The following is a 14,309-nucleotide window of genomic DNA, read 5'->3' as shown; positions in this document are numbered from 1 at the left end:
TCATGTCCCGTTCCGAAGACCTGTTCGCCAAAGCCCAGAAGCACATCCCCGGCGGCGTCAACTCGCCAGTGCGCGCTTTCAAAAGCGTGGGCGGCACGCCGCTGTTCTTCAAGCATGCCGAAGGCGCCTACGTCGTTGACGAAGACGACAAGCGCTATGTCGACTACGTCGGCTCCTGGGGCCCGATGATCCTCGGCCACGGCCACCCGGACGTACTGGACTCGGTACGCAAGCAGCTGGAGCACGGCCTGTCCTACGGCGCGCCGACCGCCATGGAAACCGACATGGCCGACCTGGTCTGCTCGCTGGTGCCGTCCATGGAAATGGTGCGCATGGTCAGCTCGGGCACCGAAGCCACCATGAGCGCCATCCGCCTCGCCCGTGGCTACACCGGCCGTGACGCCATCATCAAGTTCGAAGGCTGCTACCACGGCCACTCCGACAGCCTGCTGGTAAAAGCCGGCTCCGGCCTGCTGACCCAGGGCGTGCCAAGCTCGGCCGGCGTGCCGGCAGACTTCGCCAAGCACACCCTGACCCTGCCGTTCAACGACATCGCCGCGGTCGAGAAAACCCTGGCTGACGTCGGCCAGACCGTGGCCTGCATCATCGTCGAGCCTGTGGCCGGCAACATGAACTGCGTACCCCCGGCGCCGGGCTTCCTTGAAGGCCTGCGCGAGCAGTGCGACAAACACGGCGTGGTGCTGATCTTCGACGAAGTGATGACCGGTTTCCGCGTCTCGCTGGGCGGCGCGCAGGGCCACTATGGCATCAAGCCGGACCTGTCCACCTTCGGCAAGATCGTCGGCGGCGGCATGCCGGTCGGCTGCTTCGGCGGCAAACGTGAAATCATGGGCTGCATCGCCCCGCTCGGCCCGGTCTACCAGGCCGGTACCCTGTCGGGCAACCCGCTGGCCATGGCCGCCGGCCTGACCACCCTGAAACTGATCAGCCGCCCGGGCTTCCACGCCGAGCTGACCGACTACACCAGCCGCATGCTCGATGGCCTGCAGCAACGTGCCGATGCCGCGGGCATACCGTTCGTCACCACCCAGGCCGGTGCCATGTTCGGCCTGTACTTCAGCGGCGCCGACGACATCGTCACCTTCGAAGACGTGATGAGCAGCGATGCCGAGCGCTTCAAGCGCTTCTTCCACCTGATGCTGGACGGTGGCGTGTACCTGGCGCCGAGCGCGTTCGAGGCGGGCTTCACCTCCATCGCCCATGGCGACAAGGAGCTGCAGATCACCCTGGATGCGGCTGAGAAGGCCTTTGCAGCCCTGAAGTAATGCAGTGCCTGTACCGGCCTCTTCGCGGGTAAACCCGCTCCCACAGGTAGTGCGCCAACCCTGAAAATGGCGCACTACCTGTGGGAGCGGGTTTACCCGCGAAAGGGCCGTTACAGGAAATAAATAACCCCGCACAATCAGCTGACTTCCCCAACCAAGCAGAAATTCGAGTAAAACTTTGTAAGGTTGGCGCTGCTTATCCCATAATGTGCCACCAGAGACATTGGCCGCAGCTTCGCAGAGGTAAGTCGATCCCCATGAACCGCACCGGCCGCGCCCTGACCCTGGGCTGCCTGTTGCTTCTTCAGCCCCTGCTGGCCTTGGCGGAGGGCGGTAACTCGTTGCTGATTCCGGCGACGGGCCGCTGCACCTTGAATGTTCAGCCTGAAGACCTGGCAAACGCCCTCAAGGCCTGCGAGCAGACGGCTACCGCGGGGGATGCCCAGGCGCAATTCGAACTGGGCGAGTACTACTACACGCTAACGCCGAAAAACCTCAACAAAGCCCTGGACTGGTTCCAGAAGGCTTCGCTGCAGGGCCAGGCCGACGCCCAGTACCGTCTGGGTGCGATGTTCTTCCATGGCGAAGGGGTCAAGGCCAACAACGTGCAGGCCTACATCCTGCTGAAGATGGCCGCGGTCAACGGCGCCGAAGATGCACTGGACATGGCCGACGAAGTGACCGAGCAAATGCCCCGCGACGAGCTGGAGCATGCCACCCAGGTGCTCGGCCAGATCTTCCGCAAATACCTGCTGGAACTGCAGAACGCCGAAGGGCGCACGCCGTTCTCGCCACTCCCCTGACGGTTACTTTTCCGGCATTGGCATCGGGAACGGCATCACATTGCCGCCGCCCTTGGCTTCGCTGATCTTTGCCGTGCCCAGTCGCTCGACTTCGTCGATGCGCACGATCGAGTGCATCGGCACGAAACTGCGGATCACCCCCTCGAACTGGTTCTTGAGCTTCTCCTCGCTCGGGTCAACCACCAGTTGCGAGCGCTCGCCGAACACGAACTCCTCGATTTCCAGGAAGCCCCACAGGTCGCTCTGGTAGATCTGCTTGGCATACATCTCGAAGACCTGCCCCTGGTTGAGGAAGATCACTTTATAGATGGCAGGTTCGCGCTTGCTCATGTTTGGCGGGATAACACATGCGTAAGAAAAGGAGCGCATCATAGCAGACAGGTTTGCAGATCTGTGTCGGCTGTACCGGCCTCATCGCCGGCAAGCCAGCTCCCACAGGTACTGCGCAAGCCTGAGTGCTGTGCAGTACCTGTGGGAGCTGGCTTGCCGGCGATAGGGCCGGAACAGGCCATACATACCGTTGAACGTTTCAGTGCTTTCGCCACTGGCATTCAAGGGTTATTCTTGAGTTCACACCCATTGCCGTCGAGCGGCTAAAAACGACCTTGAACGCACCCATAGAACCCCATCGTTTCCTCCTCGAGCCCTTCGAGGCCCACCGTTTCGCCAACCTGTGCGGGCAGTTCGACGAGCACTTGCGCCTGATCGAACAGCGCCTGGCCATCGAAATCCGCAACCGTGGCAATCAGTTCGAACTGATCGGCGAACCCAGGATCACCTCTGCGGCCGAACAGTTGCTGCGCCGTCTCTACCGCGAGACCAAGGCCACCGACCTGTCGCCGGAAACCGTGCACCTGTACCTGCAGGAATCGGCTGTCGAAAACATCGACAACCCGGCCGTCAACGAGGTCAGCGTGTCGCTGCGTACGCGCAAGGGCAACATCCGCCCGCGCGGGCTCAACCAGCAGCGCTACGTGAAGGAAATCCTGGCCAACGACATCAACTTCGGCGTCGGCCCGGCCGGTACCGGCAAGACCTACCTTGCCGTGGCCTGCGCCGTGGACGCGCTGGAGCGCGAACAGGTGCGCCGTATCCTGCTGGTGCGCCCGGCCGTCGAAGCAGGCGAAAAGCTTGGCTTCCTGCCCGGTGACCTGGCACAGAAGATCGACCCGTACCTGCGCCCGCTGTACGACGCCCTGTACGAAATGCTCGGCTTCGAACACGTGGCCAAGCTGATCGAGCGCCAGGTGATCGAGATCGCCCCGCTGGCCTACATGCGTGGCCGCACCCTGAACAACAGCTTCATCATCCTCGACGAAAGCCAGAACACCACGCTGGAACAGATGAAAATGTTCCTCACCCGTATCGGCTTCGGCTCCACGGCGGTGATCACCGGCGACATCACCCAGGTCGACCTGCCACGTGGCACCAAGTCGGGCCTGGCGCATGTCATCGAGGTGCTGAAGGACGTTCCGGGCATCAGTTTTACCCACTTCCAACCCAAAGATGTGGTTCGTCACCCACTGGTGCAGCGTATTGTCGAAGCTTACGACCGCTTCGAAGCCCGCCAGGCCAAGCCCGAGGCGCCCGGCAAAGATGCTTGAACTTGACCTGCAACGGGCCACGGATGCTGCCGCCCCGGATGACGCCGCCTTCCGCCGCTGGTGCGAACTGGCCCTGCGCCAGCGCAGCGCCGACTCGGAAATGACCATTCGCCTGGTCGACGAAGCCGAAGGCCGTGAGCTGAACCACACCTACCGGCACAAGGACTACGCGACCAATGTGCTGTCGTTCCCGGCCGATGTGCCCGACGACCTGCTCGATATTCCGCTGCTGGGCGACCTGGTGATCTGTGTCGCGGTGGTCGAGCGCGAAGCGGCCGAACAAGGCAAGTCGCTCGAAGCCCACTGGGCGCACCTGGTCATCCATGGCTGCCTGCACCTGCTCGGCTACGACCACATCGATGATGAGGAAGCCGAAGAAATGGAAAGCCTGGAACGGGAATTGCTGGCAGAACTGGGTCACCCCGACCCGTATGCCGACGATGAAACCGACTCAATCACACACTGAAACACGAAGGATCACGAGAACCGCCATGAGCGAAGATCGATCGAGCAACGGGCAAAAGTCCTGGCTGGGCAAACTGACCCAGGCTTTTGCCCATGAGCCGAAAAACCGCCAGGAGCTCCTTGAGCTGCTGCGCGAAGCCCATCAGAACAAACTGCTGGACAGCGAAGCGCTGACCATCGTCGAAGGCGCTATCCAGGTCGCCGACCTGCAAGTGCGCGACATCATGGTGCCGCGCTCGCAGATGAACAGCATCAAGGCGGGCCAGTCGCCTCGCGAGTTTCTGCCGGCGGTGATAGACGCCGCGCACTCGCGCTACCCGGTGATCGGCGAAAGCCACGACGATGTGCTCGGGATCCTGCTTGCCAAAGACCTGCTGCCGCTGATCCTCAAGGAGAACGGCGACAGCTTCAACATCAAGGACCTGCTGCGCCCGGCCACCTTCGTGCCCGAGTCCAAGCGCCTGAACGTGTTGCTGCGCGAGTTCCGCGCCAACCATAACCACATGGCCATCGTCATCGACGAATATGGCGGCGTGGCAGGCCTGGTCACCATCGAAGACGTGCTGGAGCAGATCGTCGGCGACATCGAGGACGAGCACGACGTCGAGGAAGACAGCTACATCAAGCCACTGCCCAGCGGTGACTTCCTGGTCAAGGCGCTTACCCCGATCGAGAACTTCAACGAGTTCTTCGACAGTGAGTTCTCCGATGACGAGTTCGACACGGTCGGCGGCCTGGTGATGAGCGCCTTTGGCCACCTGCCCAAGCGCAACGAAACCACCGAGATCGGGTCTTACAAGTTCCGCATTCTCAACGCCGACAGCCGGCGGATACACTTGCTGCGCCTGACCCCGATCACCCGTTAAGGACAAACATGCGCTGGATCACCCGCCCCGGCTGGCCCGGTAACCTGCTGGCCCTGGCGGCCGGTGCTTCCACCCTTCTGGCCCTGGCGCCGTTCGACATCTGGCCGCTGGCCGTGCTGTCCATCGCCATGCTTTACCTTGGCCTGCGCGAGCTTAGCCCGCGCCAGGCCATGTGGCGGGGCTGGTGGTTCGGTTTCGGCCTGTATGGCGCCGGCACCTGGTGGATCTACGTCAGCATGAACACCTACGGCGGCGCCTCGCCGCTGCTGGCGATCCTGCTGCTGCTGGCGTTCTTCGCCGCCCTGGCCTGGTTCTTTGCCCTGCCCACCTGGCTGTGGGCACGCTGGCTGAGGCGCAATGAAGCGCCACTGGCCGACGCCTTGTGCTTCGCCGCCCTGTGGCTGCTGCAAGAGGCCTTCCGTGGCTGGTTCCTGACCGGTTTCCCTTGGCTCTACGCCGGCTACAGCCAGCTGGACGGCCCACTGGCCGGGCTGGCACCGCTGGGCGGCGTGTGGCTGGTTTCCTTCACCCTGGCGCTCACTGCTGCCTTGCTGTGCAACCTGCACCGCCTGCGCGCCCGCCCCTCGTTCCTGGCCGTGGCTTGCCTGCTGTTGCTGGCCCCGTGGGCACTGGGCCTGGCGCTCAAGGGGCATGCCTGGACCAAACCGGCAGGTGACCCGCTGAAAGTGGCAGCCATTCAAGGCAACGTCGAGCAGGACCTGAAATGGGACCCGGCGCACATCGACGCGCAACTGGCGCTGTACCGTGACCTGAGCTTCAGCTCCAAGCCGGTGGACCTGCTGATCTGGCCAGAAACCGCAGTGCCGGTGCTCAAGGACCAGGCCCAAGGCTACATCGACGTGATGGGCCGCTTCGCCGCCGAGCGGCATTCGGCGCTGATCACCGGCGTGCCGGTGCGTGAAGTGGTGCATCACCAGCGCCGCTACTACAACGGCATCACCGTCACCGGTGAAGGCGATGGCACCTACCTGAAGCAGAAACTGGTGCCGTTTGGTGAATACGTGCCGTTGCAAGACATGCTGCGAGGGATGATCGAGTTCTTCAACCTGCCCATGTCCGACTTCGCCCGCGGGCCGGAAGACCAGCCGCTGCTGCAAGCCAAGGGTTATCAGATTGCGCCGTACATCTGCTACGAAGTGGTCTACCCCGAGTTTGCCGCAGGCCTGGCCGCGCGCAGCGACCTGCTGCTGACCATCAGCAACGACACCTGGTTCGGCAAATCGATCGGCCCCTTGCAGCACCTGCAAATGGCACAGATGCGCGCCCTGGAAGCTGGCCGCTGGATGATCCGCGCCACCAACAATGGCGTGACCGCGCTGATCGACCCGTTTGGCCGCATTACCACGCAAGTGCCGCAGTTCGAGCAGGCGGTGCTGTATGGCGAAGTGGTGCCGATGCAGCAATTGACGCCGTACCTGAAATGGCGCTCGTGGCCGCTGGCGATTGTCTGTGTGCTGCTGCTGGGGTGGGCATTGCTGGCGGGGCGCATCGCCAAAACTGTCTGAGTTTTCCTGTACCTGCCTCTTCGCGGGCAAGCCCGCTCCCACAGGGTTTTCACAGCCTCGAAGGCATGTGCAGTACCTGTGGGAGCGGGCTTGCCCGCGAAGAGGCCTGCACAGGCGATGCAAGGCTCAGTAGAACACCCGATACCCCACCAACCCCACCACTTCATTAAGCAACTGCCCGCTCTGCCACATCGCCCGGCTCTCCGGCAGCAACCCGGCAAACGGCCGCGCATGATCGCGCCCCAGGAACCCCACCGGCGCCGGCACCACCTCGAACCCTGCCTGCTCGAAGCTCCAGCGCGAGCGCTGCATGTGCCAGGCCTGGGTCACCACCACCACGCGACGAATGCCCAACGGTTGCAGCAACTTGGCGGTGAGCTGGGCATTTTCCCAGGTCGTGCGGCTGGCCTCTTCGCGCCACTTCACCTCGACCGCAAAGTCCTCCTGCAGCCGATCCGCCATCAACCGCGCCTCGCTCGGCGGCGTGCCATAGTGCAGCCCACCACTGGTCAGCACTGGCAAACCCGAGGCCTTGGCCAGCCGCGCGGCAAAGCGCATGCGCTCCAGCGCCGTGGCCGTGGGCTGGTCGCTACCGCCCCAGGCCGGGTCGCCGCGCTCACGCCCCGCACCCAGCACCACAATGGCATCCGCCCGGCTTGCCAGGCCGGCCCAGTCGCTCACGGCCAACGGCGGCTCGCTTTCCAGCATACGGGCGGTTTCCTGCACCACCAGCGGCAGGCTCATCAGCCACAGGCCACCAAGCCCCACGGCAAAGCACAGCGCCGCCAGCCGTGGCCGCCGCGCACGCAGCCACCACGCCGCAAGCAGCAGCAGGAACAGGCTGCCCGGCGGCATCAGCCATTGTTTGATGAAGAAACGGATCGGCATCGGCCACACCTCCTTGGCAGGGGTGCAGCCTAAAAGGATCGGCGCCGGTCAACAAGGGTGCGACCGGCGCCAATCGTGAGCTGTGTGATATTGAAGAACCGGCGCGCGATGGCCTGCGGCTGGCATCCTGAACGGCTAGCGATGTGGCAGCGTCCTGGATCTCGCCGTATTGGCGGGGCGTTTCTTGTCCTTGAGCCAGATGATCTTGGCCGATGTCGGCTCCGCTTGTGGGTAACTGCCGGCACAGGCACTCTGGCGCACCGGGAGGGATTCCAGGTAGGCCTTGATCACTTCGAACTCTGCGTGGCTCAGGCCGCGCAATTCCAGCTCGGCCGGCATCTCGTCGCGCAATCGCACCGAGGTCCTGGCCGCTTCCAGCGCCAGGCCAAGCCGGTCGATCAGACGTTCGTAAAGCTCCGGCTTGATTGCGGGTAGCTGCGTCTCTCCCATCCGTTCACCTCATTGAAGATAAAGAATATCTCCCCCCACACCTGAGCTTAGCGGCGCAATGAAAAGCAGCCGCCTGCCGCGACCAGCGGGCATTCGCAACGAAGGTTTCCCACGATGCGCAACGCTGCTGTATGCTACGGCGTTCACTCTAAACGACACCGGAGTACCGGTTGCAGCGAGGTTCCGCTGCCTGGAACAAGGTCTCTTCTCTCTCAGCCAAAAGTAGCCATGCACGAACAATACACGCCCCGTGATATCGAAGCCGCCGCCCAGAACTTCTGGGACGAGCAACAATCGTTCGCTGTTACCGAACAGCCAGGCAAAGACACTTACTATTGCCTATCGATGTTCCCGTACCCGAGCGGCAAGCTACACATGGGCCACGTGCGCAACTACACCATCGGCGATGTGATTGCCCGCTACCAGCGCATGCTGGGCAAGAACGTCCTGCAGCCGATGGGCTGGGACGCTTTCGGCATGCCCGCGGAAAACGCGGCGATGAAAAACAACGTCGCCCCGGCCAAGTGGACCTACGAAAACATCGACTACATGAAGACCCAGCTCAAGAGCCTGGGCCTTGCCATCGACTGGGCACGTGAAGTGACCACCTGCAAACCCGACTACTACCGTTGGGAGCAGTGGCTGTTCACCCGCCTGTTCGAGAAAGGCATCATCTACCGCAAGAACGGTACCGTGAACTGGGACCCGGCGGACCAGACCGTACTGGCCAACGAGCAGGTCATCGACGGCCGTGGCTGGCGTTCGGGCGCGCTGATCGAAAAGCGCGAAATCCCGATGTACTACTTCCGCATCACCGACTACGCCGACGAGCTGCTGGAAAGCCTCGACGAACTGCCGGGCTGGCCTGAGCAGGTCAAGACCATGCAGCGCAACTGGATCGGCAAGTCGCGCGGCATGGAAGTCCAGTTCCCGTACGACCAGGCCAGCATCGGCCACGAAGGCACCCTGAAGGTCTTCACCACCCGCCCGGACACCCTGATGGGCGCGACTTACGTCGCCGTCGCCGCCGAGCACCCGCTGGCCACCCAGGCCGCCCAGGGCAACCCGGCGCTGCAGGCGTTCATCGACGAGTGCAAGAGCGGCAGCGTTGCCGAAGCCGACATGGCCACCCAGGAGAAGAAGGGCATGCCCACTTCCCTGCTGGTCGAGCACCCACTGACCGGCGAGAAGCTGCCGGTATGGGTCGCCAACTACGTGCTGATGCACTACGGCGATGGCGCGGTAATGGCCGTGCCGGCCCACGACGAGCGTGACTTCGAGTTCGCCCGCAAGTACAACCTGCCGGTCAAGGCCGTGGTGCGTACCAGCGAAGGCGACGAAGTCGGTAATGAATGGCTGGCCGCCTACAACGAGCACGGCCAACTGATCAACTCCGGCGAGTTCGACGGCCTGGACTTCGCCGGTGCTTTCGACGCCATCGAAGCCGCCCTGATCCGCAAGGAACTCGGCAAGTCGCGCACCCAGTTCCGCCTGCGCGACTGGGGCATCAGCCGCCAGCGCTACTGGGGCTGCCCGATTCCGATCATCCACTGCCCGTCCTGCGGCGACGTACCGGTGCCGGAAGACCAGCTGCCGGTCACCCTGCCGGAGAACGTGGTGCCGGACGGTGCCGGCTCGCCACTGGCGCGCATGCCTGAATTCTACGAATGCACCTGCCCTAAATGCGGCACCCCGGCCAAGCGCGAAACCGACACCATGGACACCTTCGTCGAATCGTCCTGGTACTTCGCCCGCTACGCCTCGCCCAACTACGACAAGGGCCTGGTCGATCCGAAAGCCGCCAACCACTGGCTGCCTGTCGACCAGTACATCGGTGGTATCGAACACGCGATCCTGCACCTGCTGTACGCGCGCTTCTTCCACAAGCTGATGCGCGACGAAGGCCTGGTCACCTCGAACGAGCCGTTCAAGAACCTGCTGACCCAGGGCATGGTGGTCGCCGAAACCTACTACCGCGTGGCCAGCAATGGCGGCAAGGACTGGTTCAACCCGGCCGATGTCGAAATCGAGCGCGATGCCAAGGCCAAGATCATCGGCGCCCGCCTGAAGACCGACGGCCTGCCGGTGGAAATCGGCGGCACCGAGAAGATGTCGAAGTCGAAGAACAACGGCGTCGACCCGCAATCGATGATCGAGGCCTACGGCGCCGACACCTGCCGCCTGTTCATGATGTTCGCCTCGCCGCCCGACATGAGCCTGGAATGGTCCGACTCCGGCGTCGAAGGTGCCAGCCGCTTCCTGCGCCGTGTCTGGCGCCTGGCCCAGGCTCACGTCAGCCAGGGTCTGCCGGGCAAGCTGGATGTCGCCGCCCTGGACGACGCGCAAAAAGTCATCCGCCGCGCCATCCACGCCGCCATCAAGCAGGCCAGCAACGATGTAGGCCAGTTCCACAAGTTCAACACCGCCATCGCCCAGGTGATGACCGTGATGAACGTGCTGGAAAAGGCCCCGCAAGCCAGCGAGCAGGACCGAGCCCTGCTGCACGAAGGCCTGGAAGCCGTCACCCTGCTGCTGTCGCCGATCACCCCGCACATCTCCCATGAGCTGTGGCTGCATCTGGGCCACGCAGGGTCGGTAATCGATGCCGCCTGGCCGAGCGTCGATGAGCAGGCACTGGTACAGGACACCGTTACCCTGGTGGTTCAGGTCAACGGTAAACTGCGCGGCCAGGTCGAGATGCCTGCCGCGGCCAGCCGCGAAGAAGTCGAAGCCGCCGCCCGCAGCAACGAGAATGTCCTGCGCTTCATCGATGGCCTGACCATCCGCAAGGTCATCGTGGTACCGGGCAAGCTGGTCAACATCGTCGCCAACTGATGAAAACGCCCACCCGCAGTGGCTGCGGGTGGGCGGAACAGGCCCACAAGGGAGCAACAACATGATCAAACGCAATTTGCTGGTAATCGGCCTGGCGGTCATGCTCAGCGCCTGCGGTTTCCAGCTGCGCGGCACCGGCTCCACCGAGCTGAGTGTGAAGGAAATGGACGTCAGCGCACGCAATGCCTACGGCCCGACCGTGGTCGACCTGCGCAAGGTACTGGAGCGTAGCGGTGTCAACGTGCACGCCGGCGCGCCTTATCGTCTGGTGCTGACCAACGAACAGGAGCGCGAGCGCTCGGCCACCTACAACAGCGGCAACCGTACCGCCGAGTACGAGCTGACCACGGTGCTGGACTACAGCATCCAGGGCCTGAACAACCTGGAACTGCTGAGCGACAAGCTGGAAGTGCGCAAGATCTACGTGCGTGACGGCTCGAACATCACCGGCTCCGAGCAGGAAGCCAACCGCGCCCGCGAAGAAATGCGCCGCGACCTGGTCAATGCCATGGTCGTCCGCCTGCAGATGCTGAGCCCGTCCCAGCTGGATGAGCTGCAACGCAAAGCCGACGAACGCGCCAAGGCCGAAGCCGACGCACTGGAGGCCGCCCGCCGTCAGCAGGCCGAAACGCCTCAGCAGTCGCCACTGGAAGTACCGGGCAACTAAGCCCGCGTGGGGCACCCTCGGGTGCCCCACCTGTTTCCCATGAAACTTGCCCCCGCCCAACTCAACAAGCACCTGCAAGGCGCTCTGGCACCGGTCTACGTGGTCAGCGGCGACGACCCGCTGCTGTGCCAGGAAGCCGCTGACGCCATCCGCAACGCGGCACGCCAGCAAGGTTTCGACGAACGCCAGGTATTCAGTGCCGACGCCAACTTCGACTGGGGCACCCTGCTCCAGGCTGGCGCCAGTCTGTCGCTGTTCGCCCAGCGCCGCCTGCTGGAACTGCGCCTGCCCTCGGGCAAGCCCGGTGACAAGGGCGCCGCCGCGCTGATGGAATACTGCGCCAGGCCCGCCGAAGACACCGTGCTGCTGGTCAGCCTGCCCAAGCTCGACGGCAGCGCGCAGAAGACCAAGTGGGGCAAGGCCTTGATCGAAGGTGCCCACTGCCAGTTCATCCAGATCTGGCCGGTGGATGTGCACCAGTTGCCACAGTGGATCAACCAGCGGCTGCAGCAAGCCGGCCTGTCGGCGCAACGTGACGCTGTCGACCTGATCGCTGCGCGTGTGGAAGGCAACCTGCTGGCCGCCGCGCAGGAAATCGAAAAGCTCAAGCTGCTCGCCGACGGCAACCAGATCACGGTGGAAACCGTGCAGGCCGCAGTCGCTGACAGCGCCCGCTTCGATGTCTTCGGCCTGGTCGACGCCATTCTCAATGGCGAAGCGGCCCATGCCCTGCGCATGCTCGAAGGCTTGCGTGGTGAAGGCGTAGAGCCGCCCGTGATCCTCTGGGCCCTGGCCCGCGAACTGCGCCAACTGGCCGGGCTGGCCCAACAGTTCAGCCAGGGCGTGCCGCTGGACAAGGCCTTCAGCCAGGCCCGCCCGCCGATCTGGGACAAACGCCGGCCGCTGGTCAGCAAAGCCCTGCAGCGCCTGTCGGCGCAGCGTTGGGGGCAGTTGTTGCAGGATGCCCAGCGTATCGATGCGCAGATCAAGGGCCAGGCCGAGGGTTCGCCCTGGACAGGCCTGACGCGGCTTTCCCTGTTGATGGCAGGTCAGCGACTGGCTCTTCCCCCCGAGTAACAGACAGTATCCTTGAGGCTACCTCACTACCTGTAGGAGCAGCCTTGTGCTGCGAAGAGGCCGGCAAGGCAATAGATCTCCTCTGGCAGATATGGCCTCTTCGCAGCACAAGACTGCTCCTACAGATTGGAGTGCTCGCGCGACCATAAACACAATCAATTGGCCCCACCCCGCACCAAGCCCTAAAGTGCGCCCCGAAACCCACCCAACCCGGGAACGCCACCATGAGCAAAAAGCCGAAAAAGCACGGCCCCAACAAGGCCAAGTCGATCGTCGCCCAACCCCTGTTCCGCTGCCGCCAGGAACAACCGGAGAAGGGCAAAGGCAGCTACCGCCGCGAAGCCTTCCAATCGAGAGATTGGGAGGCTTCCTACTTTTTGGCAGCATGAAAGCATCGCAAGCGCAGGCATGGTATGGTCGTCACCTGACCTGCAATTCTGGATCTGTGCATGCTCTTCCGTCTTCTCCCCCGTTGGGAAACCCGCCAGCTGATCGCGGCCTCCAGCTTCATCCTGCTCGTGGCCTGCGCGGAAAAACCCACCGCTGCCGACGCACTGCCGCTGGCCCCTGCCCAACCCGCTCCAGTGGTGACTGTGCCCGGCACAACGCCCGACGTCAGCACTGAAATCCAGCCTCTGCAGACTTTCGCCCAGTGGCAGGCAGGCTTCCGCCAGCAAGCCCTGCAGGCCGGCATCTCGCCAAGCACGTTCGACAGCGCATTCCTCGGCGTCACCCCCGACATGGACGTGATCAAGGCCGACCGCAGCCAGCCAGAGTTCACCCGCCCGGTGTGGGAATACCTCGAAGGCGCCCTGTCGCCCCTGCGCGTGCGCAACGGCAAGAAACTGCTGGAGCAGAACGCCGAGCTGCTGACCCGCCTCGAGCAACGCTATGGCGTCGACCGCCAGGTGCTGGTCGCGGTGTGGGGCATGGAAAGCAACTTTGGCCAGTTCCAGGGCAACAAGTCGGTGATCCGCTCGCTGGCCACGCTGGCCTATGAGGGCCGTCGCCCGCAGTTCGCCCAGGACCAGCTCATCGCCGCGCTGCAGATCATCCAGCATGGCGACATCCAGCCTGAAGCCATACGTGGCTCGTGGGCCGGGGCCATGGGCCAGACCCAGTTCATCCCGACCACCTACAACACCCATGCCGTGGACTTCGACGGTGATGGCCGCCGCGACATCTGGAACAGCACACCGGATGCCCTGGCCTCGACTGCGCACTACCTGCAAAGCTCGGGCTGGAAGCGTGGTCAGCCATGGGGCTTCGAGGTACAAGTGCCGGCCGGTTTCGATTTCTGGCAAGCCGATGGCGCGCTGCGCAAACCGGTGAGCGAGTGGCTGGCGATGGGCGTGAAACTGCCTGCAGGCACACAATTGCCTGCCAACAGCAACCAGCTGTCTGCCGCCCTGCTGCTGCCAGCGGGCGCGCGTGGCCCGGCGTTTTTGGTGCTGGACAACTTCCGCGCCATTCTCAAGTACAACAACTCGTCGTCCTATGCCCTGGCAGTGAGCCTGCTGGGGGATCGCTTCAGCGGCTGGGGCTTCATTGCCGGAAGCTGGCCGAAAGAAGACCTGCCGCTGAGCCGCAGCGAGCGCATGGAGTTGCAGAACCTGCTGAACAGCCGCGGGCATGAGGCCGGGAATGCCGATGGCATCATCGGCGCCAATACCCGCAAGGCCATTCGTAATGCCCAGCAGGGGCTGGGGTGGCCGGCGGATGGGTACCCAACCCACAGGCTGCTTGAGAGCCTACGTCAGCAGTGAGATTGGTGGGGGCGCGTTGCGCCCCTTTCGCGGCACAAGGCCGCTCCTACAGGGGATCGCAATACATTGCATTTAC

14 protein-coding genes are annotated in these 14,309 nt (G+C 63.6%); 11 read left to right on the top strand and 3 right to left on the bottom strand.

Going from position 1 to position 14,309, the window contains the following annotated elements; all coding sequences use genetic code 11:
* The first annotated feature begins 2 nt into the window (after positions 1-2).
* Complete coding sequence (gene hemL, locus ABOC32_RS06215) at positions 3-1,286, top strand: glutamate-1-semialdehyde 2,1-aminomutase (protein WP_019471719.1); 1,284 nt, start codon at positions 3-5, stop codon at positions 1,284-1,286.
* A gap of 257 nt (positions 1,287-1,543) precedes the next feature.
* The gene (locus ABOC32_RS06210; protein ID WP_426810428.1) at positions 1,544-2,089 is read left to right on the top strand and encodes a tetratricopeptide repeat protein; all 546 of its coding nucleotides are present in this window, start codon (positions 1,544-1,546) and stop codon (positions 2,087-2,089) included.
* Between the two features lie 3 nt (positions 2,090-2,092).
* On the opposite strand, the gene ABOC32_RS06205 is transcribed toward ABOC32_RS06210, so the two are convergent.
* A complete protein-coding gene (locus ABOC32_RS06205; protein WP_041167902.1) occupies positions 2,093-2,419 on the bottom strand; it encodes a DUF1820 family protein in 327 nt (108 codons plus the stop codon).
* 275 nt (positions 2,420-2,694) lie between these two features.
* On the opposite strand from ABOC32_RS06205, the gene ABOC32_RS06200 reads away from it, so the two are divergent.
* Genes ABOC32_RS06200 through lnt form a run of 4 tightly spaced genes read left to right on the top strand, consistent with a single transcriptional unit; the run spans position 2,695 to position 6,550 of the window.
* On the top strand, positions 2,695-3,693 hold the full coding sequence (locus ABOC32_RS06200) for a PhoH family protein (RefSeq protein ID WP_043200750.1): 999 nt from the start codon (positions 2,695-2,697) through the stop codon (positions 3,691-3,693).
* Positions 3,686-4,159, top strand: a complete 474-nt coding sequence (gene ybeY, locus ABOC32_RS06195) for an rRNA maturation RNase YbeY (protein ID WP_426810427.1) — start codon at positions 3,686-3,688, stop codon at positions 4,157-4,159. The genes ABOC32_RS06200 and ybeY overlap by 8 nt, the downstream gene beginning before the upstream one ends.
* Before the next feature lie 25 nt (positions 4,160-4,184).
* Positions 4,185-5,024 (top strand): HlyC/CorC family transporter, encoded by an 840-nt coding sequence (locus ABOC32_RS06190; protein ID WP_003249762.1) that lies wholly within the window; start codon positions 4,185-4,187, stop codon positions 5,022-5,024.
* Between the two features lie 8 nt (positions 5,025-5,032).
* Positions 5,033-6,550, top strand: coding sequence for an apolipoprotein N-acyltransferase (gene lnt, locus ABOC32_RS06185; RefSeq protein WP_426810426.1), 1,518 nt, complete (start codon positions 5,033-5,035; stop codon positions 6,548-6,550).
* 126 nt (positions 6,551-6,676) lie between these two features.
* Here lnt and ABOC32_RS06180 read toward each other — a convergent pair whose 3' ends face one another.
* Together ABOC32_RS06180 and ABOC32_RS06175 are read right to left on the bottom strand one after the other, a co-directional pair.
* The gene (locus tag ABOC32_RS06180; protein ID WP_426810425.1) at positions 6,677-7,438 is read right to left on the bottom strand and encodes a YdcF family protein; all 762 of its coding nucleotides are present in this window, start codon (positions 7,436-7,438) and stop codon (positions 6,677-6,679) included.
* A 135-nt stretch (positions 7,439-7,573) separates the two neighbouring features.
* On the bottom strand, positions 7,574-7,888 hold the full coding sequence (locus ABOC32_RS06175; RefSeq protein WP_426810424.1) for a hypothetical protein: 315 nt from the start codon (positions 7,886-7,888) through the stop codon (positions 7,574-7,576).
* Between the two features lie 228 nt (positions 7,889-8,116).
* Between ABOC32_RS06175 and leuS the strand changes: the two genes are divergently transcribed.
* From leuS to ABOC32_RS06150, 5 genes are all read left to right on the top strand, one after another.
* Positions 8,117-10,723, top strand: a complete 2,607-nt coding sequence (gene leuS / locus ABOC32_RS06170; protein WP_426810423.1) for a leucine--tRNA ligase — start codon at positions 8,117-8,119, stop codon at positions 10,721-10,723.
* A 61-nt stretch (positions 10,724-10,784) separates the two neighbouring features.
* The gene (lptE, locus tag ABOC32_RS06165) at positions 10,785-11,390 is read left to right on the top strand and encodes an LPS assembly lipoprotein LptE (RefSeq protein WP_426810422.1); all 606 of its coding nucleotides are present in this window, start codon (positions 10,785-10,787) and stop codon (positions 11,388-11,390) included.
* 39 nt (positions 11,391-11,429) lie between these two features.
* Entirely contained in the window at positions 11,430-12,467 is a 1,038-nt protein-coding gene (gene holA, locus ABOC32_RS06160) for a DNA polymerase III subunit delta (protein ID WP_426810421.1), read from the top strand.
* A 224-nt stretch (positions 12,468-12,691) separates the two neighbouring features.
* On the top strand, positions 12,692-12,856 hold the full coding sequence (gene arfA / locus ABOC32_RS06155) for an alternative ribosome rescue factor ArfA (RefSeq protein WP_028632747.1): 165 nt from the start codon (positions 12,692-12,694) through the stop codon (positions 12,854-12,856).
* A 60-nt stretch (positions 12,857-12,916) separates the two neighbouring features.
* Complete coding sequence (locus ABOC32_RS06150; protein WP_426810420.1) at positions 12,917-14,233, top strand: lytic murein transglycosylase; 1,317 nt, start codon at positions 12,917-12,919, stop codon at positions 14,231-14,233.
* Positions 14,234-14,309: the final 76 nt, after the last annotated feature.

This window comes from Pseudomonas sp. WOUb67, from assembly GCF_050058005.1.
GTDB classification, from domain to species: Bacteria; Pseudomonadota; Gammaproteobacteria; order Pseudomonadales; family Pseudomonadaceae; genus Aquipseudomonas; species Aquipseudomonas putida_R.
This window is presented reverse-complemented; position numbering and strand designations above follow the sequence as displayed.

Coding starts and splice junctions, on each gene's coding strand:
- ABOC32_RS06205 (WP_041167902.1), bottom strand. CDS start 2,419: ATGAGCAAGCGCGAACCTGCCATCTATAAAGTGATCTTCCTCAACCAG.
- holA (WP_426810421.1), top strand. CDS start 11,430: ATGAAACTTGCCCCCGCCCAACTCAACAAGCACCTGCAAGGCGCTCTG.
- lptE (WP_426810422.1), top strand. CDS start 10,785: ATGATCAAACGCAATTTGCTGGTAATCGGCCTGGCGGTCATGCTCAGC.
- ABOC32_RS06190 (WP_003249762.1), top strand. CDS start 4,185: ATGAGCGAAGATCGATCGAGCAACGGGCAAAAGTCCTGGCTGGGCAAA.
- ABOC32_RS06175 (WP_426810424.1), bottom strand. CDS start 7,888: ATGGGAGAGACGCAGCTACCCGCAATCAAGCCGGAGCTTTACGAACGT.
- ABOC32_RS06210 (WP_426810428.1), top strand. CDS start 1,544: ATGAACCGCACCGGCCGCGCCCTGACCCTGGGCTGCCTGTTGCTTCTT.
- arfA (WP_028632747.1), top strand. CDS start 12,692: ATGAGCAAAAAGCCGAAAAAGCACGGCCCCAACAAGGCCAAGTCGATC.
- lnt (WP_426810426.1), top strand. CDS start 5,033: ATGCGCTGGATCACCCGCCCCGGCTGGCCCGGTAACCTGCTGGCCCTG.
- leuS (WP_426810423.1), top strand. CDS start 8,117: ATGCACGAACAATACACGCCCCGTGATATCGAAGCCGCCGCCCAGAAC.
- ybeY (WP_426810427.1), top strand. CDS start 3,686: ATGCTTGAACTTGACCTGCAACGGGCCACGGATGCTGCCGCCCCGGAT.
- hemL (WP_019471719.1), top strand. CDS start 3: ATGTCCCGTTCCGAAGACCTGTTCGCCAAAGCCCAGAAGCACATCCCC.
- ABOC32_RS06180 (WP_426810425.1), bottom strand. CDS start 7,438: ATGCCGATCCGTTTCTTCATCAAACAATGGCTGATGCCGCCGGGCAGC.
- ABOC32_RS06150 (WP_426810420.1), top strand. CDS start 12,917: ATGCTCTTCCGTCTTCTCCCCCGTTGGGAAACCCGCCAGCTGATCGCG.